The 24,036-nt window shown below is 67.0% G+C and carries 21 protein-coding genes and 1 pseudogene; 7 read left to right on the top strand and 15 right to left on the bottom strand.

Annotated elements, in window-relative coordinates; translation table 11 throughout:
* Nucleotides 1–27 precede the first annotated feature (27 nt).
* A pseudogene (locus ACLBWH_RS15280) lies at nucleotides 28–1,036 on the top strand (OB-fold nucleic acid binding domain-containing protein); the annotation flags it as partial.
* Between the two features lie 52 nt (nucleotides 1,037–1,088).
* Here ACLBWH_RS15280 and ACLBWH_RS15275 read toward each other — a convergent pair.
* The 7 genes from ACLBWH_RS15275 to ACLBWH_RS15245 all read right to left on the bottom strand — a co-directional run bounded on the left by ACLBWH_RS15275 (nucleotide 1,089) and on the right by ACLBWH_RS15245 (nucleotide 10,022).
* Entirely contained in the window at nucleotides 1,089–1,901 is an 813-nt protein-coding gene (locus ACLBWH_RS15275; protein WP_447799714.1) for an ABC transporter ATP-binding protein, read from the bottom strand.
* Between the two features lies 1 nt (nucleotide 1,902).
* Nucleotides 1,903–2,757, bottom strand: coding sequence for an ABC transporter permease subunit (locus ACLBWH_RS15270; RefSeq protein WP_447799713.1), 855 nt, complete (start codon nucleotides 2,755–2,757; stop codon nucleotides 1,903–1,905).
* Between the two features lie 10 nt (nucleotides 2,758–2,767).
* Nucleotides 2,768–3,733, bottom strand: a complete 966-nt coding sequence (locus ACLBWH_RS15265; RefSeq protein ID WP_447799712.1) for an aliphatic sulfonate ABC transporter substrate-binding protein — start codon at nucleotides 3,731–3,733, stop codon at nucleotides 2,768–2,770.
* The gene (locus ACLBWH_RS15260) at nucleotides 3,730–5,094 is read right to left on the bottom strand and encodes an LLM class flavin-dependent oxidoreductase (protein ID WP_447799711.1); all 1,365 of its coding nucleotides are present in this window, start codon (nucleotides 5,092–5,094) and stop codon (nucleotides 3,730–3,732) included. The genes ACLBWH_RS15265 and ACLBWH_RS15260 overlap by 4 nt, the downstream gene beginning before the upstream one ends.
* 37 nt (nucleotides 5,095–5,131) lie before the next feature.
* Nucleotides 5,132–7,390 carry a TonB-dependent receptor gene (locus tag ACLBWH_RS15255; protein WP_447799710.1) on the bottom strand — a complete coding sequence of 753 codons (2,259 nt, stop codon included), beginning with the start codon at nucleotides 7,388–7,390 and terminating at the stop codon, nucleotides 5,132–5,134.
* A gap of 227 nt (nucleotides 7,391–7,617) precedes the next feature.
* Nucleotides 7,618–8,796 (bottom strand): hypothetical protein, encoded by a 1,179-nt coding sequence (locus ACLBWH_RS15250; protein WP_447799709.1) that lies wholly within the window; start codon nucleotides 8,794–8,796, stop codon nucleotides 7,618–7,620.
* A gap of 281 nt (nucleotides 8,797–9,077) precedes the next feature.
* Nucleotides 9,078–10,022: a TauD/TfdA dioxygenase family protein gene (locus ACLBWH_RS15245; RefSeq protein WP_447799708.1), complete on the bottom strand. Its 945-nt coding sequence runs from the start codon at nucleotides 10,020–10,022 to the stop codon at nucleotides 9,078–9,080.
* A 740-nt stretch (nucleotides 10,023–10,762) separates the two neighbouring features.
* On the opposite strand from ACLBWH_RS15245, the gene ACLBWH_RS15240 reads away from it, so the two are divergent.
* On the top strand, nucleotides 10,763–11,731 hold the full coding sequence (locus ACLBWH_RS15240; protein ID WP_447799747.1) for a formylglycine-generating enzyme family protein: 969 nt from the start codon (nucleotides 10,763–10,765) through the stop codon (nucleotides 11,729–11,731).
* A 13-nt stretch (nucleotides 11,732–11,744) separates the two neighbouring features.
* On the top strand, nucleotides 11,745–13,592 hold the full coding sequence (locus ACLBWH_RS15235) for an arylsulfatase (RefSeq protein WP_447799707.1): 1,848 nt from the start codon (nucleotides 11,745–11,747) through the stop codon (nucleotides 13,590–13,592).
* 71 nt (nucleotides 13,593–13,663) lie between these two features.
* Here ACLBWH_RS15235 and ACLBWH_RS15230 read toward each other — a convergent pair whose 3' ends face one another.
* The gene (locus ACLBWH_RS15230) at nucleotides 13,664–14,572 is read right to left on the bottom strand and encodes a LysR family transcriptional regulator (protein ID WP_447799706.1); all 909 of its coding nucleotides are present in this window, start codon (nucleotides 14,570–14,572) and stop codon (nucleotides 13,664–13,666) included.
* 104 nt (nucleotides 14,573–14,676) lie between these two features.
* Between ACLBWH_RS15230 and ACLBWH_RS15225 the strand changes: the two genes are divergently transcribed.
* The 3 genes from ACLBWH_RS15225 to ACLBWH_RS15215 are packed head-to-tail and all read left to right on the top strand — an operon-like array spanning nucleotide 14,677 to nucleotide 18,010.
* Nucleotides 14,677–15,879 carry an MFS transporter gene (locus ACLBWH_RS15225; RefSeq protein ID WP_447799705.1) on the top strand — a complete coding sequence of 401 codons (1,203 nt, stop codon included), beginning with the start codon at nucleotides 14,677–14,679 and terminating at the stop codon, nucleotides 15,877–15,879.
* 55 nt (nucleotides 15,880–15,934) lie between these two features.
* Nucleotides 15,935–17,689 (top strand): tryptophan-rich sensory protein, encoded by a 1,755-nt coding sequence (locus ACLBWH_RS15220; RefSeq protein ID WP_447799704.1) that lies wholly within the window; start codon nucleotides 15,935–15,937, stop codon nucleotides 17,687–17,689.
* A 54-nt stretch (nucleotides 17,690–17,743) separates the two neighbouring features.
* The gene (locus ACLBWH_RS15215) at nucleotides 17,744–18,010 is read left to right on the top strand and encodes a hypothetical protein (protein WP_322849696.1); all 267 of its coding nucleotides are present in this window, start codon (nucleotides 17,744–17,746) and stop codon (nucleotides 18,008–18,010) included.
* A 13-nt stretch (nucleotides 18,011–18,023) separates the two neighbouring features.
* On the opposite strand, the gene ACLBWH_RS15210 is transcribed toward ACLBWH_RS15215, so the two are convergent.
* The 4 genes from ACLBWH_RS15210 to ACLBWH_RS15195 are packed head-to-tail and all read right to left on the bottom strand — an operon-like array spanning nucleotide 18,024 to nucleotide 19,365.
* On the bottom strand, nucleotides 18,024–18,182 hold the full coding sequence (locus ACLBWH_RS15210) for a hypothetical protein (protein ID WP_322849695.1): 159 nt from the start codon (nucleotides 18,180–18,182) through the stop codon (nucleotides 18,024–18,026).
* Complete coding sequence (locus tag ACLBWH_RS15205; protein ID WP_447799703.1) at nucleotides 18,179–18,361, bottom strand: hypothetical protein; 183 nt, start codon at nucleotides 18,359–18,361, stop codon at nucleotides 18,179–18,181. Before ACLBWH_RS15205 ends, ACLBWH_RS15210 begins: the two co-directional genes overlap by 4 nt.
* Before the next feature lie 26 nt (nucleotides 18,362–18,387).
* Nucleotides 18,388–18,891, bottom strand: coding sequence for a metallophosphoesterase family protein (locus ACLBWH_RS15200; RefSeq protein ID WP_447799702.1), 504 nt, complete (start codon nucleotides 18,889–18,891; stop codon nucleotides 18,388–18,390).
* A gap of 54 nt (nucleotides 18,892–18,945) precedes the next feature.
* Complete coding sequence (locus tag ACLBWH_RS15195) at nucleotides 18,946–19,365, bottom strand: winged helix-turn-helix transcriptional regulator (protein WP_447799746.1); 420 nt, start codon at nucleotides 19,363–19,365, stop codon at nucleotides 18,946–18,948.
* Nucleotides 19,366–19,420: 55 nt separating this feature from the next.
* Between ACLBWH_RS15195 and ACLBWH_RS15190 the strand changes: the two genes are divergently transcribed.
* The gene (locus ACLBWH_RS15190; protein ID WP_447799701.1) at nucleotides 19,421–20,029 is read left to right on the top strand and encodes an NAD(P)-dependent oxidoreductase; all 609 of its coding nucleotides are present in this window, start codon (nucleotides 19,421–19,423) and stop codon (nucleotides 20,027–20,029) included.
* On the opposite strand, the gene ACLBWH_RS15185 is transcribed toward ACLBWH_RS15190, so the two are convergent.
* From ACLBWH_RS15185 to ACLBWH_RS15175, 3 genes are read right to left on the bottom strand one after another with little or no spacing between them, the layout of a single operon-like run.
* Nucleotides 20,023–21,219 (bottom strand): histidine-type phosphatase, encoded by a 1,197-nt coding sequence (locus ACLBWH_RS15185; RefSeq protein ID WP_447799700.1) that lies wholly within the window; start codon nucleotides 21,217–21,219, stop codon nucleotides 20,023–20,025. The genes ACLBWH_RS15190 and ACLBWH_RS15185 overlap by 7 nt on opposite strands.
* 56 nt (nucleotides 21,220–21,275) lie before the next feature.
* Nucleotides 21,276–22,946: a hypothetical protein gene (locus ACLBWH_RS15180; RefSeq protein ID WP_447799699.1), complete on the bottom strand. Its 1,671-nt coding sequence runs from the start codon at nucleotides 22,944–22,946 to the stop codon at nucleotides 21,276–21,278.
* Nucleotides 22,947–22,959: 13 nt separating this feature from the next.
* A complete protein-coding gene (locus tag ACLBWH_RS15175; protein ID WP_322849689.1) occupies nucleotides 22,960–24,036 on the bottom strand; it encodes a protein-glutamate methylesterase/protein-glutamine glutaminase in 1,077 nt (358 codons plus the stop codon).

The following is a 24,036-nucleotide window of genomic DNA, read 5'->3' as shown; positions in this document are numbered from 1 at the left end:
TGATGGCTGCGCTGGAAGAAGCCGGACTACTTCCTGACCGTGAACAGTATCGTCGCGGAGAGTCGGCGCCGCGGCATCCTGTGCCAGAGCCGCGGCTCCGCGGCGAACAGCTGCGTCTGCTTCATGCTCGGCATCACCTCGATCGACCCGATCAAGCACGAGCTGTTGTTCGAACGCTTCATCTCGGGCGAGCGCCGCGAGCCGCCCGACATCGACGTCGACTTCGACTTCGAGCATGAGCGCCGCGAGGAGATCATCCAGTGGATCTATGAAACCTACGGCCGCACCCATGCCGCATTGACCGCGGTCGTCACCCGCTATCGCGCACGCGGCGCGGTGCGCGAGGTCGGCAAGGCGCTGGGCCTCCCCGAGGATCTCACCAAGGCATTGGCCGGACTGGTGTGGGGCTGGAGCCAGGAAGGCGTCGGCGAGAAACAGGTCCAGTAGCTCAACCTCAACATGGATGACCGGCGCCTGCGGCTGGCGCTCGATCTCGCGAGGCGGCTGATCGGCACGCCGCGCCACCTGTCGCAGCATCCCGGCGGCTTCGTGCTGACGCACAACCGGCTCGACGATCTCGTGCCGATCGAACCTGCCGCGATGGTCGACCGGCATCCTCGTCCGCCAGAAGCCGGGTTCGGCCAAGGGCGTGCTGTTCATCACCATCGAGGATGAGACGGGAATCGCCAACGGCATCCTGTGGCCCGACCGCTTCGAGGCACAGCGCCGCACCGTGATGTCGGCGGCGATGATCGGGATGAAGGGGCGCGTGCAGAAGGAGGGACAGGTGATCCACGTCATCTGCGACCGAATTATCGACCATGGACCGCTGCTCGCGCAGGTCGGGCAGATGGATTTCCCGCATGCGACGGGGCGCGGCGATGGTGCGCGGCATGCGGGCTCGCCCGACCGCGGCGACGCCGGTTGGAAGCCCGGCCCACGCGACAGCTCTTGGTCGCCGCATAGCACGGGCATGGATCCGGAGGATGGGAAGCGCCGAATGCGTGGCGAACGTCCGCGACCAGCGCCGCTCTAAAAGGCTCCACGCCATCCAGGTGCAGCGGGATAAGGGACCTCGCGAGCACCGATTACAACAGATAGGATCGGCTGGCTTTTCGGGCATAAGCGGACGCTGGGGCAGTCGTGCCACCCTCCAGCAGTTGATCGAGGATCTCACCTTCGATTGCGGCAAGGTCGCTATCGCCATGGCGGCGCGGGTGCGGTGCGGGAACGGCGATGTCGTGGGTGATGCGGCCATGTTCCATGATGACGACCCGGTCGCCGAGTGCAACCGCCTCGGCCACGTCGTGGGTGACGAGCAAGGCGGTGAATCCCTGGCGGCGCCAAACGTTCTCCAGCAAACGCTGCATCTCGATCCGGGTCAGCGCATCGAGCGCACCGAGCGGTTCGTCGAGCAGCAACAGGCGTGGGCGGCTAACTAGCGCGCGCGCGAGTGCGACACGTTGGCGCTGCCCACCGGATAGCCGCGCCGGCCATTGCTCCGCTTTGTCCGACAGCCCGACCAGATCGAGCGCCTCGAGAGCTTGGTCGCGTTTTTCCTGTACCGATCCTGCGGCACCCACTGCCACGTTGGCGAGCACATGCTCCCAAGGCAGGAGCCGAGGTTCCTGGAACACGACGCGGGTTCGGCCGCGATCCAGATCGATCGTGCCGCGATCAGCCGGCTCCAGGCCGGTGATGGCGCGCAACAAGGTGCTTTTGCCACAGCCCGAGCGGCCGACGATCGAAACGAACTGGCCGCTTTCGATCTCTAGATCGAGATCGTCGACGACGCGGTTGGCGCCGAAGGCGACGCCCAGTCCCCGGATGGCGAGGCGGGCGCCGTCCTGGGTGACCGCTTCCGCACGGGGATAGGCGGCCGTAGGATGTACGCTAGCCATCTCAGGATTTTCCGTAAGTGGGGTGCCAGCGCAGGAAGCGTCGTTCGATCAGGCGAGTGGACGTGTCGGCGAGCTTGCCGAGTGCGGCATAGAGGAGGATCGCCAGCACGATGACGTCGGTCTGGCTGAATTCGCGCGCCTGATTAGCCATATAGCCGATGCCCGAATTGGCCGCGATCGTCTCGGCGACGATCAGCATCAGCCACATCGTGCCGAGGGCGAAGCGCAAACCAATCAGGATCGAGGGCAAAGCGCCCGGCAAAATGATCCGGCGGAACAGCGTCCACCGCTCCATGCCATAGACCTGCCCCATCTCGATCAGCCCCCGATCGACCGAGCTGACCCCATGATAGGTGTTGAGATAGATCGGGAAGAATACGCCCCAGCCGACCAGCAGGATCTTGGCGACCTCGTCGATCCCGAACCAAAGGATGACGAGCGGAATCAGCGCGGGCGGCGGGATCGTCCGCAATGCTTGCAAGGTCGGATCGAGCAGACGTCGTAGTTCCGGCGCAAGCGCAGTTACGAATCCTAAAAGCAGCGCGAGTCCACCGCTTACGATCAGCCCTGTCAATGCGCGCAAGGTGCTGACCCACAGATTGGTGACGAGCGTACCGTTGCGCAGCAGCATCACGGCGGCGTCGATCACCGCGAGCGGTGCAGGCAGGATGGTCACCGGCAATGCCCCGGTGATCGAGGCGAGCTGCCAACCTGAAAGCAATGCTACCGGCAGTAGATATGGCGTCCAGCGCGATCGTGCGATGAGGCTGCGCCGATCACGCGCGGCGGCCGCGCGCGCCGCGACCGCCCGTGGATCGGCTGCGCGGCGAGGTGGGGTGGGGGCGAGGGTGGCCATGATCATCTCCTCAGGGGTTCGGGGTCCAACCGGTCCAGGCGGCGGCTTTCGCGTCGATTTTGCGGGTCAATATGCCCGCTTCGGTCAAATAGTCGGAGACGCGCTGCTGGTTGGCGATATCGGCCGGGGTGATGGGATTGACCGCGAAGGCGTCGTTGCCATAACGGTCCTGCATCTGGTGCACGACGGCGGGCGAGAGGCCGGTCGCGGCGGCGGCCAGCCGGGCGACCTCGTCGCGATGGGCGCTGGCCCAACCAGCCTCGTCGCGCAGGGCGTCGAGCAGCGCGATCAACGCCTTGGGCCGGTCGCGGACGAAGGCGCCGCGCGCGATATAGAATTCGCTCGCACGCAGACCGGCGCGGTCGATCTCTACCTCGCGCGCGCCGAACCGCCGCTCGGCAAGGGTACGATATGGGTCCCAGGTCAGCCAAGCATCGATCGACCGATTGGCGAAAGCGGTGATCGCATCGGCCGGGGTGAGATAGACCGGGGTCAGATCCTTGAGCGTCAAGCCGTGTTTCTTCAGCGCGACGACGGCGCTCAGTTCGGCGGCCGACCCTTTGGTAAAGGCGAGACGCTTGCCCTTGAGATCGGCAGCGCTGCGTATCGACGCACCGTTCGGTACGATCAGCCCGCCGCTGACGACATTGGGATAGGTATGTGCGGCGACATAGCGGAGGTCGTTGCCGGACGCCTGGGCATAGGCGATCGGCGTATCGCCAACCACGCCGAAATCGACGGAGCCGGCGCGCATCGCCTCGATCAACGGCGGACCGGAGGGAAACTGCACCCAGCGAACCGGAGCGATCCCGTGGGCCTCCAGCGTCTTGCCGATCACGCCACGCGTCGCTGCGACGAATAACAGGCCGCCCTTCTGATAGCCGATGGTGATACCGTCGGACTGTGCCGATCGATCACCCCCGCAAGCGCTCAGAACCAGGCACAGTCCGGCGGCGAGAAAGCTGCGCCGCTTCATTCTGCCGCTTCCGCCAGCGCCGCCTGACGCGCGCGGTGCGTGGGGAAGGGCAGGCCGAGATGATCGCGCAGCGTTGTACCGTCATAGTCTTCGCGAAACCGGCCACGCCGGCGAAGCTCGGGCAGGACATGCGCGATGAAATCGTCGAGATGGTCGGGCAAATGCGGCGGCATCACGTTGAACCCGTCGGCGCCATAGCCGTCGAACCAGCTTTCGAGCTGGTCGGCGATCTGGCCTGCATCGCCGAAGATCGTCCAATGGCCGCGTGCGCCGGTCACGCGCAGATGCAATTGGCGCGCGGTCAACCCTTCTGCGCGCGCCATGCCGAGTAGCAGCACGGGCCGGCTCTTGCGCCCGTCGACTTCCAGCCAGTCGGGCAGCGGCTGGTCGGGATCATGGGTGAGCAGGCGGTCGTCCTCGAACAGTCGCGCGAGATAGCGTAGCCCGATATCGGGATGAACCAACTGCTGCAGTACCTCGTATTTCTCGCGAGCATGTGCTTCGCTGTCGCCGACCACCGCCATCACCCCCGGCATGATCTTGAGCGTATCGGGCTGTCGGCCGTAGCGGGTTAGGCGACCCTTCACGTCGGCATAGAAGGCGGCAGCGGACTCGAGCGTCTGATGTGCGGTGAAGACGACTTCCGCCGTCGCGGCGGCAAGGTCTCGGCCGGGCTCGGACGAGCCGGCCTGTACGACGACCGGGTGGCCCTGTGGTGAGCGCGGCACGTTGAGCGGTCCGGCGACGGAGAAATGCTCGCCCTGATGGTTTAGAATGTGCATCTTGGCCGGATCCGCGAACTGCCCGAGTTCGCGGTCGCGCGGGAACGCATCGTCTTCCCAGCTTTCCCACAACCCCTTGACCACGTCGGCGAACTCGGCGGCGCGAGCATAGCGCACCTCGGGCTCGGGATGCTGCGCCAGCCCGAAATTCTGCGCCTCGGCCGCCGACGCGGAGGTGACGAGATTCCAACCGGCGCGGCCGCCGCTCACGGTGTCGAGCGAGGCGAAGAGCCGCGCCAGCAGGAAGGGCGGATAATATGTCGTCGTCGCGGTCGCCACGAGGCCGATCCGCTGCGTGCGTGCGGCGATCGCGGCTAAAAGGGTCAGCGGCTCGAAGCCGGCGACCTGCGCCACCGGCGCGATGCTGTCGGGATCGTTGCGGTCGATCCAGCCCCCCTGGCTGTCGGCAAGAAACATCATGTCGAACTTGGCCGCTTCGGCCTTCTGCGCGATCGCGACATAATGATCGAGATTAATGCCGGCGTCGGCGGCGGCGCGCGGATGGCGCCACGCCGCGACATGGTGGCCGGTCGCCATCAGAAAGGCGCCAAGACGAATGTGGTCGGTGCGTTTGGTCATTGCACGTCTCCGTTGGGGAAGGGGGTCGGATGCCGGTTCAAAGGAACCGCCGGGTCACGGTGAGGCCGATCGTGCGCGGCTCGCCGAAGATCTGGTTGATCGGCGAGGCGCCGCCTGCCGCGCTGAACATGGTGGCGTAGCGCTGGTCGAAGAGATTGCGCGACCAGAGCAGCGCGGACCAGCGGTCGTCGGCGGATTTGACGCCGAGGCCTGCGTTCACCAGCGCATAGCCGGGCTGCCAGAAATAGATCGACCGCGGATTGACCAGGTTGGTGCGGCTGCGGAATGCCGTATTGACGTAAGCGGTCAACGCTACCCGATCGGACACGGGACGGTTGATGTCCACGCCCCCCTGGAGCGTCCACCGCGGCGCGTTTCGGATTTGATATCCGTTCAGCGACAACGTCGTCGCCGCGGCGGCGACACCCTGCTGCGTCGCCAGATAAGCCTGATATTCGAGGGGCGCCGGTGCCGCTTCGTAGGAGAGATAGCGCGCGTCATTGTGGGCCGCGTTGAAGCTGAGCGTGTACCCGCGCACGGGCTCCAGCGCGGTTTCCAACTCGACGCCGCGCAACCGGATCTTCCCGACGTTCGCCAAATAGGTGCCGAGCACCGGCTGGCTGCGATCGACTTGGGTATCCTGATAGTTCTTGATCGTGTCGGAATAGAGATTGACGTTCGCGGTCAACCGTCCGTCCAACCAGCGCCCTTTCAGACCTGCCTCGAAATCCTGCGAGGTTTCGGGCGCGATGATGAGCACGCCGGCTTGCGCCGCGGTGGCGGCGGTGTTCACCGCCCCCGATTTCTCCCCGTAACTCGCGACCGCATAAGCGTTCAGATGGTCGTTGATCTTCCATGCCGGATTGATCAGCCAAGACCAGGACCCGTGCCGTACCGCTGTGTCGAGCGTGTACGTCGACCCGGTGATCGCCGCGCGGCCGGCGGCATAGCCGGCGAGGCCGTTGGTCAGCTCCTGCGCGCCGAAGGATGAGCCGGCCACGGTGGCTGCTTTGCGCTCGTTGGTGTAGCGCAGCCCGCCGGTCACGGAGAGCGCCGGGGTGAGATGCGCCGTCGCCTGCCCGAACCCGGCCAGGCTATCGATCTTCATCCGCCCGTCCCGATCGACCTCCAGATCGGCGAGTACCCCGGACGGAACGGTCGGGCCGAGGAAGAAGGCACTGGCGTCACGATAATAGATCGTCCGTAGCCGGCTGCGGAGGTCCTCGTGCAGATAATAAGCGCCCATCGTCCAGTCGAGCAGGCCGCCCTTGTCGGAGGCGAGTCGAAGCTCCTGGGTATATTGATCGACGTCGACGTCGAAGCCATTGCGCAGGATCGACAAGGGGCTTCCGTCACTGTCGTTGTACGGCCGGAAATACATCCGCCGCCACGCCGAGACGGAGGTCAGCGTCGCGTCGCCGACCTCGATATTCGCCTCGTTGGACAGGCCGTCCACGCGCGAGGCCAGCCGCCCCTGCGTGTCGAGATTGGCGTTGTCGGGCGCGCCGAAGCTGGGTGTATATCCGAAGACGGTCTTGAGCTTGCTCGACCAGCTCGCGCGTGCGCCGGTGGGATTGGCGGCGGTGACGAAGCGGCTGTTGTCGGGCTTGAGGTTATAATCGACATCGACCGTCGGCGGATACCAATTGTTATATTCGTTCGTCTCGTAATGCTCGGCGATAAGCCGGTCGCTGATCCCCTCGGCGGGGGTCCACAGCAACTGGCCGCGGACCGACCACCGGTTGTTGTCGAGATACTTATGACCGTCATAGGCATTGGTGATCCAGCCGCCGCCAAGGCTCCCGGCGTAGGTCAGGCGATAGGCGAGCGTATCGGTGACCGGACCGGTTGCATTCACGCGGAGCTGTTTGAGGTCTCGTTCGCCATAGGTCGCGGCGATCTTGAGCGAACGGTCGAAGCTGGGCAGCTGCGTATTGACCACCACCGCGCCAACTGTGGTGTTCTTGCCGAGCAACGTACCCTGCGGCCCGCGGACGATTTCGATGCTGTCGAGATCGACGAAATCGAGCCAGCTGAACCCGACGTAATTGTAGACGACGTTGTCGACGATCAGCCCAACGCCGCCTTCCGCGCCGTCGTTGCTGGCGTTGCCGCCGAGGCCGCGAATATACAGGCCCGATACGCGGGTATTCTGTTGCAAGGCGCTGAAATTCGGGATCTTGATCGCGAAATCGGCGACCCGTTCCAGATGCTTGGCGCTGAGTTCCGACCCGCCGATGACCGAAATCGCGATCGGTACGTCCTGCAGCCGTTCGTTGCGCCGCCGCGCCGTCACCACCACTTCCCCGTCCGCGGGCGGGTCGTCGGCTGCCGCAACCGTCGGCGCCGTCGATCCTGCGCGCTCTTGCGCAAACGCAGGTGTTGCGATCGCCAGCAGTGACGCGGCCGTCATGATGTCGCGCAGAAAATATGACCGCTTGGTGCTGCGGTTCGTCATCGTCGTTCCCCCAATCGTATTTGATCGGCTGGCCCGTCGCCGGGCCGCCGTGCTGCTCCCATCGGTCAGCGTTCCGTGAAGCGCCGCTCGAAGGTCCGCGCGCGCTCCGTCTGCCGCGCCACTCGTTCTGCTGGAGCGACGAGCGTCGTGCCCTTGGGCAAAAGTGCCGGCAGATCGGCGAACCTGATCAGCTTTGCCTCGACCGCCGGGCCGCCACGCGCGGGATCGACTGCGGCGAGCCGCTGCCAGCGCAGCATGACGATGCCCTCGTGCAAGCCGCCCGCGTTGATCCAATTGGCAACGCCCGGATCGCGGTTGGATAGTATGACGGTGATCGTCCCATCGGCATTGGGCACCGCCTGGGCGGCGTTCAGACTGTTCTGGTACTGGCGCGGATCGGGCGTGATCCCCCAGATGCTGGTGACCGGGAAGGTTGCGTAGCGCGCGTCACCAGGATTGACCGTCGCGATGATCGCCTCGTCATCGGTGATGCGGAAATGCCCCAACGCATTGCGCTGCGTAACCAGGAAGCCGGGCTTGTCGGCGACCGCACCGGGTTGCGGGATGCTGTTCGCGGGACGTTTCAGGATCGGCGGCTGCAACTCGGCGATGCTACGCCGCACCGTGGCGCGGAGCCGTTCGATGATCTGCGCGGCCAGCGCATCATCGATCGGCACCGGTCCCGCCGCCGGTCCCGCCACACGCTCGACCGTCAGCGTGTCGGGTAGTTCGTTGGCCCAGTCGCCCAACGTGTTGCGGATCAGGAGGAAGTGGGCACCGTCACGGGTCTGGATATGGTTGCGGCGGCCAAGCGCTGGCTGGTCGTCGATCGTGATCCGATAGCGGCCATCGTCACCGACTTGCAGATCGTCATAGCCGATGTTCGCCAGCGTCACCCAGCCGTCACTGGTCTGCAGCGAATAATTGGCGTCGATCGGCCCGCGGCTGTGCCGCTGCCCGGTCACTACATAAGTTGAGCCCGGTTCGACTGGCACCAGAAAGTAAAGCGTATCGGGATTGTTGATTCCCCATCGTCCACCCGGCACGTCGAGGCCGTACCAGCGATGTGGAGGCGCCGATATCTCGATCACTTTGGGACGGCGGGGATCCGAAGCGATCGTTTGCAGCGCGGTTAGCAGCGCCAGCTCGCGGATCGACTCCGGGATTTGGCGATACGTCTCGCGCAGTAAGCCCGGGGTACCGGCTTGCCACTCCTGCGCCAACGGGCCGAGCGCCGCCTGCACATCCGGTCGCTGGATCAGGCGAAGGGCAAGCCGTTCGGCGGCGACCTGATCGCGGACTGAAGCAGGCGGTTCGGCGGGTGTTGTGGCGGCAACCGGGCCGCTGGCGAGCGAAGCAGCCGTCGCGACGAAGGCCGCGCGATACAGGGCCTGCGTAATCGGGTGAGCGATGCGTGACATGCATTTTCCTGATGAGCTCTGGGCGGCGAACCGCCGATCCGACGCTTGGGGGCCGGATGCGGCCGGCCGAGCTCGACCGATCCCGCCCCCACGTGGTCCCGCTGTCAGGCGGCAGCGGCCTGTTCGACCGGCGCCGGCTTGATCGCACGGCTCGGCTGGCCATCGATGCCCACCGGCACGTCACCGGCCACCGTGGCGCGGCGGAGATGACGCGCTTGTTTGCCGAAGTCGGCAATTGCACGATGCTGGGTCGCCCGATTGTCCCATATCGCGACGTCACCCGCCTTCCAGCGCCAGCGTACGGTATTCTCCGACGAAGTCGCATGGCCCTGCAGGGCATCGAAGATCCGTTGCGAATCCGCCTGTTTCAGGCCGACGAACTTCTGGATGAAATGGCCGAGCAGCAGCGCCCGCTCGCCGGTTTCTGGGTGGACGCGCACCACCGGATGCTCGGTTTCGTAGACCGTCGAGGTGAAGACCTCGCGATAATGTTTCTCGGCGGCGCTGCCGACCCCGCCCGGCTTGAACGCCGCATAATCGTAGAGATTGGAATGCACCGCGCGCAGCTGGTCCGCCAGCGTGCGCAGCGGCGCCGGCAACGTCTCATATGCGGCAACGGCATTGGCCCAAAGGGTGTCGCCGCCGGCCTGCGGCACGACGATCGCACGCAGGATCGACGCCTGTGGATAAGCGGGAACGAACGTCACGTCGGTATGCCAGCTCGAGGCGGCTTCGCCTTCGCGGCTCTCGAGATCGAGCAGATAGCGTGACCCGCTGGCGACCGGGACCGTGGGATGCGCGACGGGATCGCCGAGCCGCGCGGCGAAGGCTTCGTGTGCGGCATCGTCCAGATCGTCCTGACCGCGGAAGAAGATGACCTTGTGGCGTAGCAGGGCGTCGCGAACGGCAGACAGCGTCCCGCGATCCTCCAGATCCCGGGTGATCCGTATGCCGCGGATCTCGGCGCCGATCCGGCCGGCGACCGGGCGGATATCGAGCGGGCTCTCGACGGCTGCCGGGCTGCCGAAGGTTTGCTGGATGAGGGTCATTATCTATCCTTTCGCTAGTAAGCTGTTGAAACGGAAAGACTAACTATCGTTGGATCGGGGCGGAGCAGGTAACCGCAAGCAACGACACGACTTGCACAGGCTCGTGTCGGTCCGAACTGCCCGGACGGCATGAGAACATCACGGCGAGCGTCACCGGATATCGTCGCCGACGACGACAGACAGCAGCTTGAGATCGCCGAAACGGCGAAACGCTTTGAGTGATCATAGGCAAGACGGGTCCTTCCCGATGAGGACTCATAGTCTACTAAATTGATGGGGTATCAAGTTAATCAAAACTTCTCGCCGGCCAAGGACGGGTTGGAGCGGTAGCGTTCTGGCTGGAACCGTCAGCGGTGACGGGGCGGTGGCGCCGGTCAGGGAATTTGGCCCCTCGACAGGAGGACGAGCGCGATCATTGCAGGGCCGGCGCGCTAGGCGATTGCCGCAATCGGGCGTGTTGCCCGCGGACATCCGGGGCGGTGCGTTCGGCTAAACCTCCTCTTTAGTCATCCCCCACAAGATCAGCATTGCCTGTAATTCATACAGAATTGCTATGTATTGAGCCGTCGAGGTTTCAGGCCGGCGAGCGGCGCGAAACAAGACGTTATGCCGTCGTGGAGATTGCGGGCGTGCGCCGGGAGGATTTGGAAAATGGCGGTAAATTGATGGTCAGACCTGCACGATCCCATTTTGCTCAGCCCGCCGCCCGGCGTGCGGGGACGTCGGCCGATGGTTCGGACATGATCGAAATTGTTGGCGGCACTTTCTTCATGGGATCCGACAGCTTCTACCCTGAAGAAGCGCCCGTCCGGCAGGTGCGGGTGGATGGCTTCCGGATCGACGCGTATCCGGTGACCAACCGGCAGTTCGCCGCTTTCGTGGCGGCGACGGGGTATCGCACCGTTGCCGAGACTGCGCCGAACCCGAAGGATTATCCGGGAATGTCGGCGGCGATGGCCCGACCCGGTTCTTCGGTCTTCCGTCCGCCCGCACAGTTACGAAACCGGCACGATCATGGCCAATGGTGGCATTTCGTGTTCGGGGCAGACTGGCGCCACCCGACCGGACCGGACAGTTCGTTGGACGGGCTGGAGGATCATCCGGTCGTTCAGGTCGCGTATCACGACGCCGCCGCTTTCGCCGGTTGGGCGGGCAAGGCATTGCCGACGGAGGCGGAATGGGAATTTGCCGCCCGCGGTGGTCTGGACCGCGCCGATTACGCCTGGGGCGATACGCTGGCACCGGAGGGGCGGGTGTTCGCCAATTACTGGCAAGGCGAATTCCCGCTGGTGAACGAACGCGCGGATGGCTGGACGGGCACGTCGCCGGTCGGCAGCTTTCCGGCCAACGCCTACGGCCTGTACGATCTGATCGGCAATGTCTGGGAATGGACCGACGATTGGTATGCCGTCGTCGCTGCACCCGTACGCTCCTGCTGCGTGCCGCATAATCCGCGCGGCGGCACCAAGGCGGGCAGTCATGATCCATCCGCACCGGAATGGAAGATCGGGCGCAAGGTGCTGAAGGGCGGGTCGCATCTGTGCGCCGAGAATTACTGCCGTCGCTATCGCCCGGCTGCCCGCCACGCGCAGACGATCGATACCGGTACGACCCACATCGGCTTTCGCTGCGTCTGGCGTCCGGAAGGGCCGCGCGATCGCCCCGGCCGCGCCCGATCGGTCGCCGCGCATACCAAATCCATCATCTAAAGGGGGAAATTCGATGAAACGGAGACCATTTCGCGGCACGACCGCCCTGGCCTGCGCGCTATCAATAGCGAGCCAAGCGCAGGCGCAAACGCTGCCATTTCAGGGCAAAGTTGGCCGGACGCTCGCCGATTCCACAGAGGCTTGGCCTGTTCCGGTCCGGGCACCCGCCGGCGCGCCCAATATCGTCTGGATACTGCTCGACGATGTCGGCTTTGGCGCAGCAAGTGCGTTCGGGGGTGGGATCAGCACGCCGCGGCTGGAGCAATTGGCGCAACAGGGGCTGCGCTATACCAACTTCCACACCACCGCGATCTGCGCGCCGACCCGCGCGGCATTGCTGACCGGCCGTAACAGCTCTTCGGTGCATGAGGCGGGCTTTTCGCATCATTCGCTCGCCGCCGGCTTTCCCGGCTGGGACGGCTATCTGCCTTCCGACGACGGAACGATCGCCGAAATCCTGCGCGACAATGGCTACAGCACCTTCGCCGTTGGCAAATATGGCGTGACCCCGGACGAGGACGCGACGGATGCCGGTCCGTTCGATCGCTGGCCGACCGGCAAGGGCTTCGACCATTTCTTCGGCTTTCTCGGCTCGCAGACCGACCAATACCAGCCTGACCTGGTTGAAGATCAGGCGCATGTCACCCCCGATGGCCGGCACCTGAGCGAGCAGATCACCGACAAGGCGATCGCGTTCATCGATCGCCAGCAACATGCCACCCCCGCCAAGCCGCTGGCGACACCGCTGCCGCCCAAGCCCTTCTTTCTTTATTATGCGCCGGGCGCCACTCACGCGCCGCATCAGGTTCCGGCCGAATGGCGCGACCGCTATCGCGGCAAGTTCGACGCCGGTTGGGACGTCTACCGTCAGCAGGTCTATGCGCAGCAGAAGAAATTGGGCGTCATACCCGCCAATGCCGTGCTGCCGGCACGTGATCCGTCGATCCAGCCTTGGTCCAGCCTGAGCCCTGCAGAAAAAAGGCTCTATGCGCGCTTCATGGAAGTCTATGCCGGCTATCTAAGCTATACCGATGCGCAGATCGGGCGGCTTGTCGATCATCTAAAGCAGATCAACCAGTTCGATAATACGCTGTTCGTCGTCATCATCGGCGACAATGGCGCCAGCAAGGAAGGCACGCTGAACGGCGATGTCGATCGTCCGCTGACGGCGAAGCCGCTCGGCGCCGCAGACAATCTTGCTCATAATCTTACGCTCATCGACAAGATCGGCACCCCGGAAGGCGTCGAAGCCAATTATCCGCTTGGCTGGGCGCAGGCGGCCAACACGCCGTTCCGCTGCTGGAAACAGGACGCCAATTGCGAGGGCGGCACCCGCAACCCGCTGATCGTCTCCTATCCCAGGGGTATCCAAGCGCGCGGCGTCCGCACGCAATATGGCCACGTCATCGACATCCTGCCAACCACGCTGGATCTTGTGCAAGTCGAGGCGCCGAACACCATCCGGGGCATCGCGCAGCAACCAATTCAGGGAACCTCGCTGGCCTATACGATCAACGATGCCACCGCGCCCTCCCGACATCGTACCCAATATTATTACATTTTCGGATCACGCGCGATCTATCAAGACGGATGGAAGGCATCATTGGCCGTGCCCAACCCGCTGTTCGTGGGCAGCGGGGCGGCCACGGCCGCGACCGCGACGTGGCGCCTGTACAATCTGAACGACGACCCAACCGAACGGATCGACCTGTCGAAAAGATATCCCGCCAGGCTGGCCGCGTTGCAGGCGCTGTTCGAACAGGAAGCGCGCGACCATAATCTTTATCCACTGATCACGTGGGATGATGTGCAAAATCGGATCCAGGGCGCCGTCGGTGCAGGACATTCTCCAGCCCGTTGAGAGACTGATCTTGCTTGCCGACTCGGTGATGATTTCTAACTACCCGATAATCCTACCGGCCACCCCTCTCATCATTCGATCCGCAATCCATGCGTCAGTGCGTCGAGCACCGCGTCGACCTTCGGGGTGAGCTGCCGTCGTCGCGGCCAGACGAGGTGGAGGGGGAGGCCGACGGTGGCGCGGTCGGGGAGGATCTCGACGAGCTCGCCGCGTTCGAGTTCGGTCTCGATCAGCCATGTCGCGAGCTGGGCGATGCCGAAGCCGGCCTTGACCGCACCGACCTGCGCTTCCGCGCTGCCGAGCACGATGCGCGGCGTCATCGCCCGCTCCTCGGTGCGGCCGGCGGCATCGGCGAACCGCCAGTTGATCGTGCTGCCGTCGCCGCGGCCGTAGAGGATACAGTCGAAGGCGGCGAGATCGTCCGCCGACGACGGCGTGCCGCAGCGCGCGATATAGGCGGGAGCGGCGCAGAAGATGACGCGTTCGCTGCCGAGATTGCGGTGGCCGAGATGGTCCGCCCACGGCTCTGCCGCGCCGATCCGGATCGCGACGTCGACACCCTCCTCGACGAGATCGACCTTGCGATCGGTGAAGGTGATGATCGGCCGTAGGTTCGGATGGCGTTCGGCGAAGGCGAGCAGCACCGGCATCGCCTGCATCCGCCCGAAGGCGATCGGCACGTCGACCTTCAGCCGTCCGACGATCTCCGACCGATGCGCGGCCAGTACCGCTTCGGCGTCTGCGAGATCGCCCAGGACGCGAACGCAGGTGTCGTAGAAGGCCGCACCGGCATCGGTCAGCGTCAGGCGGCGCGTCGTCCGTTCGAAGAGCCGGCTGCCAAGCCGCGCCTCGAGCCGTGCCACGCTCTTGCTGACCGCCGAGTTGGTGAGGTTCAGCCGGATGCCGGCGGCGGTGAAGCTGCCCGCATCGACCGTGCAGACGAAGGCCTCGATGCCCTTCAGGCGTTCGGAGGGGATCATCGGCGTCTTCCATTCTGGAATTATTATCCCGCCAAGTGCGAATTCATGCCGCAGGACGGTGCTTCGTGTCGCGTCTAGAGCCGGCGGGATACAGGAGTTTGCCGATGTCGTCCCCCGCCCATTCGATTACCGCGACGCCGCCGGCCGCGACCGCCGCGGGCCATGGCCTGGCCGTTCTGCTGCTGGCGATCTCCGCCTTCGTGATCGTCACGACCGAATTCATCATCGTCGGATTGTTGCCGAAGCTCGCGCGGGATCTTGGCCTGTCGATCGCGGTCGCGGGGCAGCTCGTGACGTTGTTCGCATTCACCGTCATGCTCGCCGGGCCGGTACTGACGGCGATGCTGTCGCATGTCGAACGCAAGCGGCTATTCGTCGTGATCCTGGTGATCTTCGCCGGGGCCAATGCGCTCGCCGCGGCGGCGCCGAATATCTGGGTGCTGGGCATCGCGCGGTTCCTGCCGGCGCTGGCGCTGCCGGTGTTCTGGGGGACGGCGAGCGAAACCGCCGGGGAACTCGCCGGACCGGAGAAGGCCGGCAAGGCGGTCGCCAACGTCTATCTCGGCATTTCCGGCGCGATGGTGCTGGGCATTCCACTGGGCACGCTGGCGTCGACCGCATTCGGCTGGCGCGGGACGTTCTGGACCCTGTCGGGGTTGTCGTTGCTGATGGCGGTGCTGCTGCTCGTCGTGATGCCGACGCTGGCCCGTCCTGCCCGCGTGAAGCTCGCGGAACAGGCGCGGATCCTCAAGGACCCGTATTTCCTGGGCAACGTCATCCTGTCGGTCGTCGTGTTCACCGCGATGTTCACCGCCTACACCTATCTTGCCGACACGCTCGAGCAGATCGCGCATATTCCGGCAGGGCAGGTCGGCTGGTGGCTGATGGGCTTCGGCATCGTCGGGCTTGCCGGGAACTGGCTGGGTGGCCAGTTCGTCGGGCGCGGGCCGCTGATGGTGACCGCGATCACCGCTTTGGTGCTCGCGGTCGGCATGGCCGCGACGACGCTGCTCGCCGGCTCGCCGCTCTGGCTCGCGATCGCGCTGGCCGTCTGGGGTATCGCCAACACCGCGCTCTACCCGATCTGCCAGGTCCGGGTGATGCAATCCGCCAGCCATGCGCAGGCGCTGGCGGGGACGCTCAACGTGTCGATGGCCAATGCCGGTATCGGGCTGGGTGCGATCATCGGGGGATCGGTGATCCAGCATCTCGGTCTGGGATGGGTCGGTTATGTCGCGGCGGCGATCGCGATCCTCGCGGTGATCATCACGCCGGTGGTGAACCGGCTGGCGCGGCGTACCGGTTGAGGAGACGCGACCTTCCGTCACCTCGACCGTTGTGCCGGGCAGAGGAGAATATGCCATGTCCCGCCGTATCCTGATCACCGGTGCCAGCATCGCCGGCAATACCGCGGCGTGGTGCCTGGGCCGCGCCGGCTTCGATGTCGAGGTCGTCGAACGGACGCCTGCGTTTCGCGACGGCGGCCAGAATATCGACGTGCGCGGCGTCGGCCGCGAGGTGCTGCGGCGCATGGGACTGGAGCAGGCGGCGCTGGACCGGGGCACCGGCGAGGAGGGTACCGCCTGGGTGAACGGCGACGGCAGCGTCGCCGCGCAGTTCATCACCGCTGACCTGGGTGCCGACGGACCCACCGCCGAGATGGAGATCCTGCGCGGCGATCTCGCCCGCTTGCTCTACGAACCCGCCGCGGCGCGCGCCACCTATCGCTTCGGCGACAGCGTGGCGGCGATCGACGAGGATGACGAGGCGGCGATTGTCACCTTCGCCAGCGGACGCACAGCGCGATACGACGCGGTCATCGTCGCCGAGGGGGTGGGATCGGCGACCCGATCGCGCGTCTTCGCCAACGAGAATGCGCCGCGCTGGATGGACCTGACGATCGCCTATTTCACGATCCCGCGGACCCCGGACGACGGGCAATTGTGGCGATGGTACAATGCGACCGGCGGCCGCAGCGTGTCGCTGCGCCCCGACCGCTACGGCACGACCCGCGCGATGCTGTCGGTGCAGCAGCGGCCGGGCGGCGAGCAGGATTGGAGCATGGATCGCCAGAAGGCGTGGCTGCACGAGCGGTTCGCCGATGCCGGCTGGCAGGCCGCGCGCGTGCTGGACGGCATGGACACCACCGACGATTTCTATTTCGACGTGCTGCGACAGGTGCGGATGAAGCGCTGGTCGAAGGGCAGGGTGGTGCTGACCGGCGATGCCGCCTGGTGCGCGACGCCGATCGCCGGGATCGGCACGACGCTGGCGATCACCGGCGCCTATGTGCTGGCGGCGGAGCTGGCGCGGCACGACGACGTGACCGCGGCGTTTGCGGCTTATGACGAGGCGATGCGCCCGATGGTGGAGGATGCGCAGGGCGTCCCCAAGATCGCGCCGCGCCTGATGAACCCGCAGAGCCGGCTCGCCATCCGGCTGCTGCATGGCGTGCTGGCAGTGGCGAGCCGACCGATCGTCCATAATATGGTGGGCAAGGTGTTCGGCGGCAGCCCGAAGGAACCCGATTTGTCGCGCTACGCCGACGCGATCCCGACCGACGCGACGATCGCCGCGCCACCGCGGACGCCAACCGTCGCCGCGGCGCCGGGGGCGAGCGGGCTGTCGCCGCTGCTCGCGCTCGGCGCGGTGGGCGTCGTGCTCGGGGCGAGCGCGGTGCTCGGCCGGCGCAACGCGCCCGATCCGTCGCATCCCGGCATCCGCCGCTGGTACCGCCGGCTCGACAAGCCCGGCTTCACCCCGCCCGATGCGGCATTCGGCGCGGTATGGCCGGTGCTCGAGACGGGCCTCGCGGTCGGCGGCTATCGCCTGCTGCGACGGCCGACGGGGCCGGCGCGCAATGCCGCGGTCGGGCTTTGGCTGCTCAATACCGCGATGGTCGGCGGCTGGACGCAATTGTTCTTCCGCGAGAAGAAGCTCGGCGCGAGCGCGGTGGCGTCGGGCGCGATGGTGGCATCAAGCGCCGCTTATGTCGCGACCGCCGCGCGCGTGGACCGGCCGGCGGCGGCGGTCGGCGTGCCGTTCGTCGCCTGGCTGGGCTTCGCCACGCTGCTCGCCGAACGGATCTGGCGCGACAATCCGGCGGAGGAAGGATGAGCCGGCGGCCCCGCGGGCTTGCCGCCGGATGATCTGCCGCTAGGAGGCTCGGCGATGGACCTCGACGACCAGATGCGCCGCTATTTCGGCACCGACCAATTGGCGACGGTGCCGCCGGAGGCGATCGCCGCGGGGATCGAGCATATGCGCGTCGACCTTGGCCTGGAGCGCGACCGGGCGCGGCGATTCGCATTGTGGACGTTGCTCTACATGCTGGATGCGGCGCCGGCGCTCGACGCGGTGTTCGAGGATGCCGCCGATCGCGATGCGGCGCGCAACCTGATGGACCTGTCCGCGCGGATGATGCCTGACGCGGATTGACCGGCGACGGCGGTCAACTGCGATAGAGCGCGATGCCGAGCGCCAGCATCCCGGCCATCGATACGGCGAGGAAGGCGATCATCACGATGATCACCCGCCGGATCAACGGGCGGTTGCCGGCGGCGCCGTCGCGCGGGCCGGCATCGCGTCCGAAGGTGTCGCGATCCGTCATTGTTCGAGGGGGTCCTTGACGAAGCCTTTCAGGTCGTCCGCGTCGAGATCCTCCTGCGCCTTGCCGACGTGCTTATCGTCGGTGCCGCTGCTGCCCGATTCCTCGACGGCGCGGGTCGTCTTGTCGGCAGTGTCGTCGGCATCGGGGCGGTCGGTGGCGTCGTCCGGTTGGTCGATCATGGTCATATCCTTGGCGTTGCTGCTGCTCAACGAGCGGCCGGCGGCATCGGGGCCAGCAATTCGGCAAGCGTGACTGGCGCGAAATCGCGGGCGTCGACGCCGACGTCGAACTGGCGGGGCATCGGCTTCAGCCGGCCGTGGCTATGGCCGTGCAGGTTGATCGCGCGGCGATGCTGGCCGTTCCAGCTGCGGAAGGGATAATGGCAGAGGACGAGTGTATGACCGTCCAGCGACACCTCCGCATAATCGCCGACGCTCGCCCAGCCGGCGGCGGTGCGGGTGCCGTCGGGATCGTTGTTGCCGGACAGCAGATGCTTGGTGCCGTGCAGCCGGTCGAGCAGCCCGGCGACATCGTTGGCACGGCGCGCGACGTCGCCGAGGTGCCAGACGATGTCGCCCGGCGCGACGCGGGCGTTCCAGCGCGCGATCAGCGTCGCGTCCATCGTCGCGGTCTCCGCGAACGGCCGGCGCTGGATGTTGATCGTGCGGTGGTCGCCGAAATGCGTATCGGCGGTGAAGAAGACGGCCATCGCCGGTCAACGCTTAGAGCGGGAAGGCGATGCAGCGGGAGCGCGCGCGGCCGATCAGTGGCTCGCCGCGGTGCGCGTATCGTAACGGCCCTGCGCCGCCGCCACCTCTGGCATGCGCGTCTCCGCCCAGTCGATCATCAGCCGCAGCGCGGCGAGCAGGTCGCGGCCGAGCGGCGTGACGCGATAGCTGACGGTGACCGGCACCGTCGCGACGGCGTGGCGCGTCACCAGCCCGTCGCGTTCGAGCGCACGCAACGTTTGGCTGAGCATCTTCTGCGAGATGCCGCCGATCCGCTGCTTGAGCTGGCCGAAGCGCCGCTCCTGATCGCCGAGCAGCAGCAGGATCAGCACGCTCCATTTGTCGCCGATCCGGTCGAGCAACTGGCGGGTCGGGCAGTCGCGCGCATAAGCGTCGCCGCGTCCGATGGTGGTTTCGTGTGGGTGACCAAGGGAGTCGAAGGTGCCGTCTTGCATCATAGGTCACCTTTACCGATGTTGGTCACCAATGGAAACCAAAGGGAGTTGCGACATGCAAATATCGGTATTGGGTGCGAGCGGCCACGCCGGGTCGGAAATCGCCAAGGAACTCGCCGCGCGCGGCCACAAGGTGCGCGGCATCGCCCGCAACCCCGCGGCGATCCCGCAGGCGGACGGGATCGAGGCGGTGGCGGGCGACGCGTCCGACCCGGCGGCGCTCGCCGAACTGATCCGCGGCAGCGATGCGGTGATCAGCGCGCTGCATTTCGACGTCACGGCGGACACTTTGCTGGCGGCGGTCAAGCGCGCGGGCGTGCCGCGGCTGCTGGTGACCGGCGGTGCCGCCAGCCTGGAGGTCGCACCGGGCCAGCGGCTGTTCGACACGCCGGATTTTCCGGAGGAATGGAAGCCGTTCGCGGCCGGCGGGATCGCTTTCCTCGACGCGTTGCGGGACGAGCAAGAGGTCGACTGGACGTTCCTCTCGCCGGCGGCGCTGATCTTCGAAGGACCGCGGACCGGCCGGTATCGCACCGGCGGCGACCAGCTCGTCGTCGATGCGAATGGCGAGAGCCGGATCAGTTTCGCGGATTTCGCGATCGCGATGGTCGACGAACTCGAACAGCCGCAGCACAGCCTCGGCCGCTTCACCGCCGCTTATTGAGCCGGGGCGAGGCGGCGGCGGACCATCCGGTCGAACGTCGCCAGCTCGCATAGACCGCTCACGCCGCAGCCGGGGATCGGCAGCGGCGTGACCGTCACCCTGGGCGACAGGCGGCGCAGATCGTCGGGCGACTGCGTCCGATAGGAGGCGCGGACGTAACGCCGCTTGCGGGCGGGATCGTACAATCGTTCGAGCCAGATCGCGCCGCCGGGGGCGACGTCGCCCTCGGCATAGCCGGGTGCACGCAGGGGGACGTGCAGGACGGCGGCCAGCGCGGTGACGTTGGTGTCGTGGCCGACCAATATGTCGACCGGTGCGGCGCCCGCTTCGGTTAGCGCGGCGAGCATGTGGCGGCCCAGGACGGCGGTCTGATGCGCCGCCATATAGGGCGGGCGGGTGAAGACGTCGAACAGCGCGGCGTGCAGCGTGCCGACCCGGCGGAGCGCTGCCGCGTCGATCCGCGGCCAGCCGGGGACATCGAGCCCCTCGGCATATTGCAGCAGGAGGACCTGCGCAGTGCCCGAGGTGGTGCGGATCGGCCCGCTGAGGTCGATGCCGCGGCCGTCGGCGGACGGGAGGATGCGGGAGGGGGTGATCGGGCTGCACCCCTGCGGCGCGCCGCAGCCGAGCAACGTGTCGAGCTCTGCTATCGCCGCGGCATGGCGGCGGGCGAGCGCGTCGATGCCGCCGGTATAATGCTGGATGTCGGCGATCGCGGTCGCCGGATCGAACCGGGTGGCGCCGGCGCGCAGCGGCTCGAACAGCGGATCGGCGCGATCGGGCGCGAGGTGATCGACCGGGATCGTGCAGCCCGGCGCGACGCCGGCGGCGAAGGCGATGCCGCTGGCGATGGTGCGCTCGGCGGTGTTGGCGTGAATCCGCAGGGTGCGCGGGGCGGGGCAGCCTGTGCGCGGCACCAGCCCGGCGGCGACCAACACGCGGCGATCTTCCGCGCCGAGGAGCGTCATCGCCTGCGCGCCATGCGGGGTGAGATGCTCCGCCGGCACCGGCCAGCGTGGCCAGGGCGCGGCGGTACGCGTGCCCGCTGGCGCCTCGCCGTCGATCGGCGCGCGCACGCCGTGCCGCATCAGCACGACGACGCGCTCGACGGCAAGCGCCGGCCGCGCAGCGAGCGGCGCGGGCGCAGCGAAGAGGAGCAGGGCGGCGGGCAGCAGGCGGAGGAGCGTCATCCGCGGCGGGCTAGCCGCGGATTGGGTCAGGCCGGTGACGGTGGCGCCGACGCGACTCAGAACAGTCCGTCGTCGTCGTCATCGTCGTTCGCCGCATGCGCCGTCGTCGCCATGCCGGGCAGCAGGAAGCGGGCGTGGACGTCGCGCTCCGCCGCCATCGTGTAGAGCTTGGCGATTGTGGGCAGGACGGCGTGCAACGCGCCCTCGTCTTCCGGGGTCAGCTCGGGCAGGTCGCTGGCGCGTTCCGCCAGGATCGCCGATGCCTCTTCCATCGTGCCGGTCAGCGACAGCTCCTGCGCGAGATCGACCGCGGTCGCCTCGACCAGCTCGACCAGCCGTTGCGCGTCGTCGCCGCCCTGCAGCACGACCTGTTCGGTACGGCGGCACGCCTCGCGGATCACGAGCAGCGCGCGGGCGAGCATCGTCGCGACATCCGGCTCGTCGTCGCCCAGCGCCAGCGACACCTCGGCATCGCCGAGCCGCCCGATCGTCCGCCCGACGTCGATCGTCGTCGCGCCGAGATCGCGCGCATAGGCGTCCACTTCCTGCGCGACGACCGCGACGGCGCGGCCGACCGCACCGTGGCGACGGCAGAGCAGCCGCGTGTTGGTGGCGATGTCCTGCACGTCGGTGCGGATCGCGCTCAGTCGGCCGACGCGCTGCGTCAGCTCGGTGACGGTGGCATCGATCAGCCCGGTCATCCCCTCCGCCTGCTGATGCGCGGATTGGAGCTGGACGATGATCCGGTCCATGCCGGTGACGCTCTCCTCCAGCCGGGTGAGGAAGCCGCGATTGTCCTCGCCGGCCTGTTCGGCGATCAGGTCGAGCAAGGCGTGACCATCGGGGATCAGCGCATCGAGCGAGGCGACCAGCGCGCCGGTCTCGCGGCCGAAATCGTGGACGACGGCGTCGAGCTGCGCGGAGAGCAGGCGATCGACGTGCGCCGCCGCCCCCGGGCCGCAGCCGTGCGATTCGACCAGTTGCAGCGCGGCGACGACATGCTCCAGCCGCTGGCGGGTGCTGTCGCCGACCTGCAACGCGCCGAGCAGCACCGCCACCTTGGTCTGGATGCTGCGCGCGATCGCGGCGACGCGGCGGGCGAGCTGCGCGGCACCCTGAAGGTGGACGCCGAGCGCGGCCGCATCCGCGGCGAGCCGCTGCGGCACCGCCGGGACCGCCTTGACGCATTCGGCGGTGAGCAGGCGATCGACCTGCTGGACGCTGGCGAGCCCCGTCTCCAGTTCCTTGAGCTTGCTGATCACCTCGGTCAGCAGCGTCTCGCCGGCGGCGAGCTTGCCGTTCATGCCGTTGACGAAGCCGACGAATTGCGGCTCGCCCGAGGCGGCGATCTTGATGTTCATGCCATAGATGCCGAGCACGCGCAGCGACCGGTGCATGTCGAGCACATGCTGGCGCAGCAGCGCGGCGATGCCGGCGATCGTCTTGATCCGCCCGGTGCGGCCGGCGAGCGCCGCGGGCAGAGCGGTGATGCGTTCGGCGACCTGGGTGAGATCGGCGGCGGCGGCGCCGGCGTTGCTCGCGTCGAGCGCATCGACGATCGTGTCGAGGCCGCCGACGATCCGGTCGATCATCCCGATCGCCTCCGCCAGCGTCGTGCCCGCGCGCAGGAAGCGCGTATCGAGATTGGCGGCGAGCTGCGCCAGCCCCCGCCGGATCGGGCATTCCGCGGTTTCGACCACGACCAACGCGTTGCTATCCTGGAACATCGTCTTGTCCTTGTTATCGTGCGGCGGCGAGCAGCAGTTCACGGGCGATCGCACCGAGCGGCACGACGCGATCCGCCGCGCCGCGGGCGATCGCTTCCTTGGGCATGCCGAAGACGATCGAGGTCGCCTCGTCCTGCGCGAGCGTACGGGCGCCCGCTTCCTTCATTTCGAGCAGGCCGCGCGCGCCGTCGTCGCCCATGCCGGTCATGATGATGCCGACCGCGTTCGAACCGGCGTTGCGCGCGGCGGAGCGGAACAGCACGTCGACCGACGGGCGATGCCGCGACACCAGAGGCCCCTCGCGCACCGCGGCGACATAGCGCGCGCCCTGGCGTTCGAGCATCATGTGGCGCAGGCCGCCCGGCGCGATCAGCACCCGGCCGCGCATCACCGTGTCGCCGTCCTCGGCCTCCTTGACGTCGACCTCGCACATGCCGTCGAGCCGCCGGGCGAAGGCGCGGGTGAAGCTTTCCGGCATATGCTGGACGACGACGATCGCCGGCGAATTGGCGGGTAGCGCGGTCAGCACCTCGCGCAGCGCCTCGGTTCCGCCGGTCGAGGCGCCGATGCACACCACCATCTCGGTCGTGCGGCTCATCGCGCGGCCGCTCGGCGGCGGCAGCACCGCGTCGGCGGTCAGTCGCTGCTGCGGCGCCGTACCGGCGGGCTGGCGGCGGCCGAGCCGCGCCTTGGCGGCGCCCTTCACCGTCTCGCAGATATGCAGATGCGTCTCGACCAGATGATCGGCGATGCCGACGCGCGGCTTGAGGATGACGTCGACCGCGCCCGCCTCGAGCGCCTGGAGCAACGTCTCCGACCCTTCCTCGACCAGCGACGAGCACATCACGACCGGCGTCGGGCATTGCGCCATCATCCGGCGCAGGAAGGTGATGCCGTCCATCCGCGGCATCTCGACGTCGAGGGTGATGACGTCGGGCACCTCGGCCTGGATGTAGCGCGCCGCGGCGAACGGATCGGCGGCGGCGGCGATCACCTCGATCTCCGGGTCGGCGGAGAGGATGCGGGTCATCGCCTGGCGCACGCTGGCGCTGTCGTCGATGATCAGGACGCGGACTGGCTTGGCCGGCAT

The organism is Sphingomonas sp. M6A6_1c, assembly GCF_053345135.1.
Note: the sequence above shows the minus strand (reverse complement) of the source record. Positions and strands in the feature narration are given on the sequence as shown.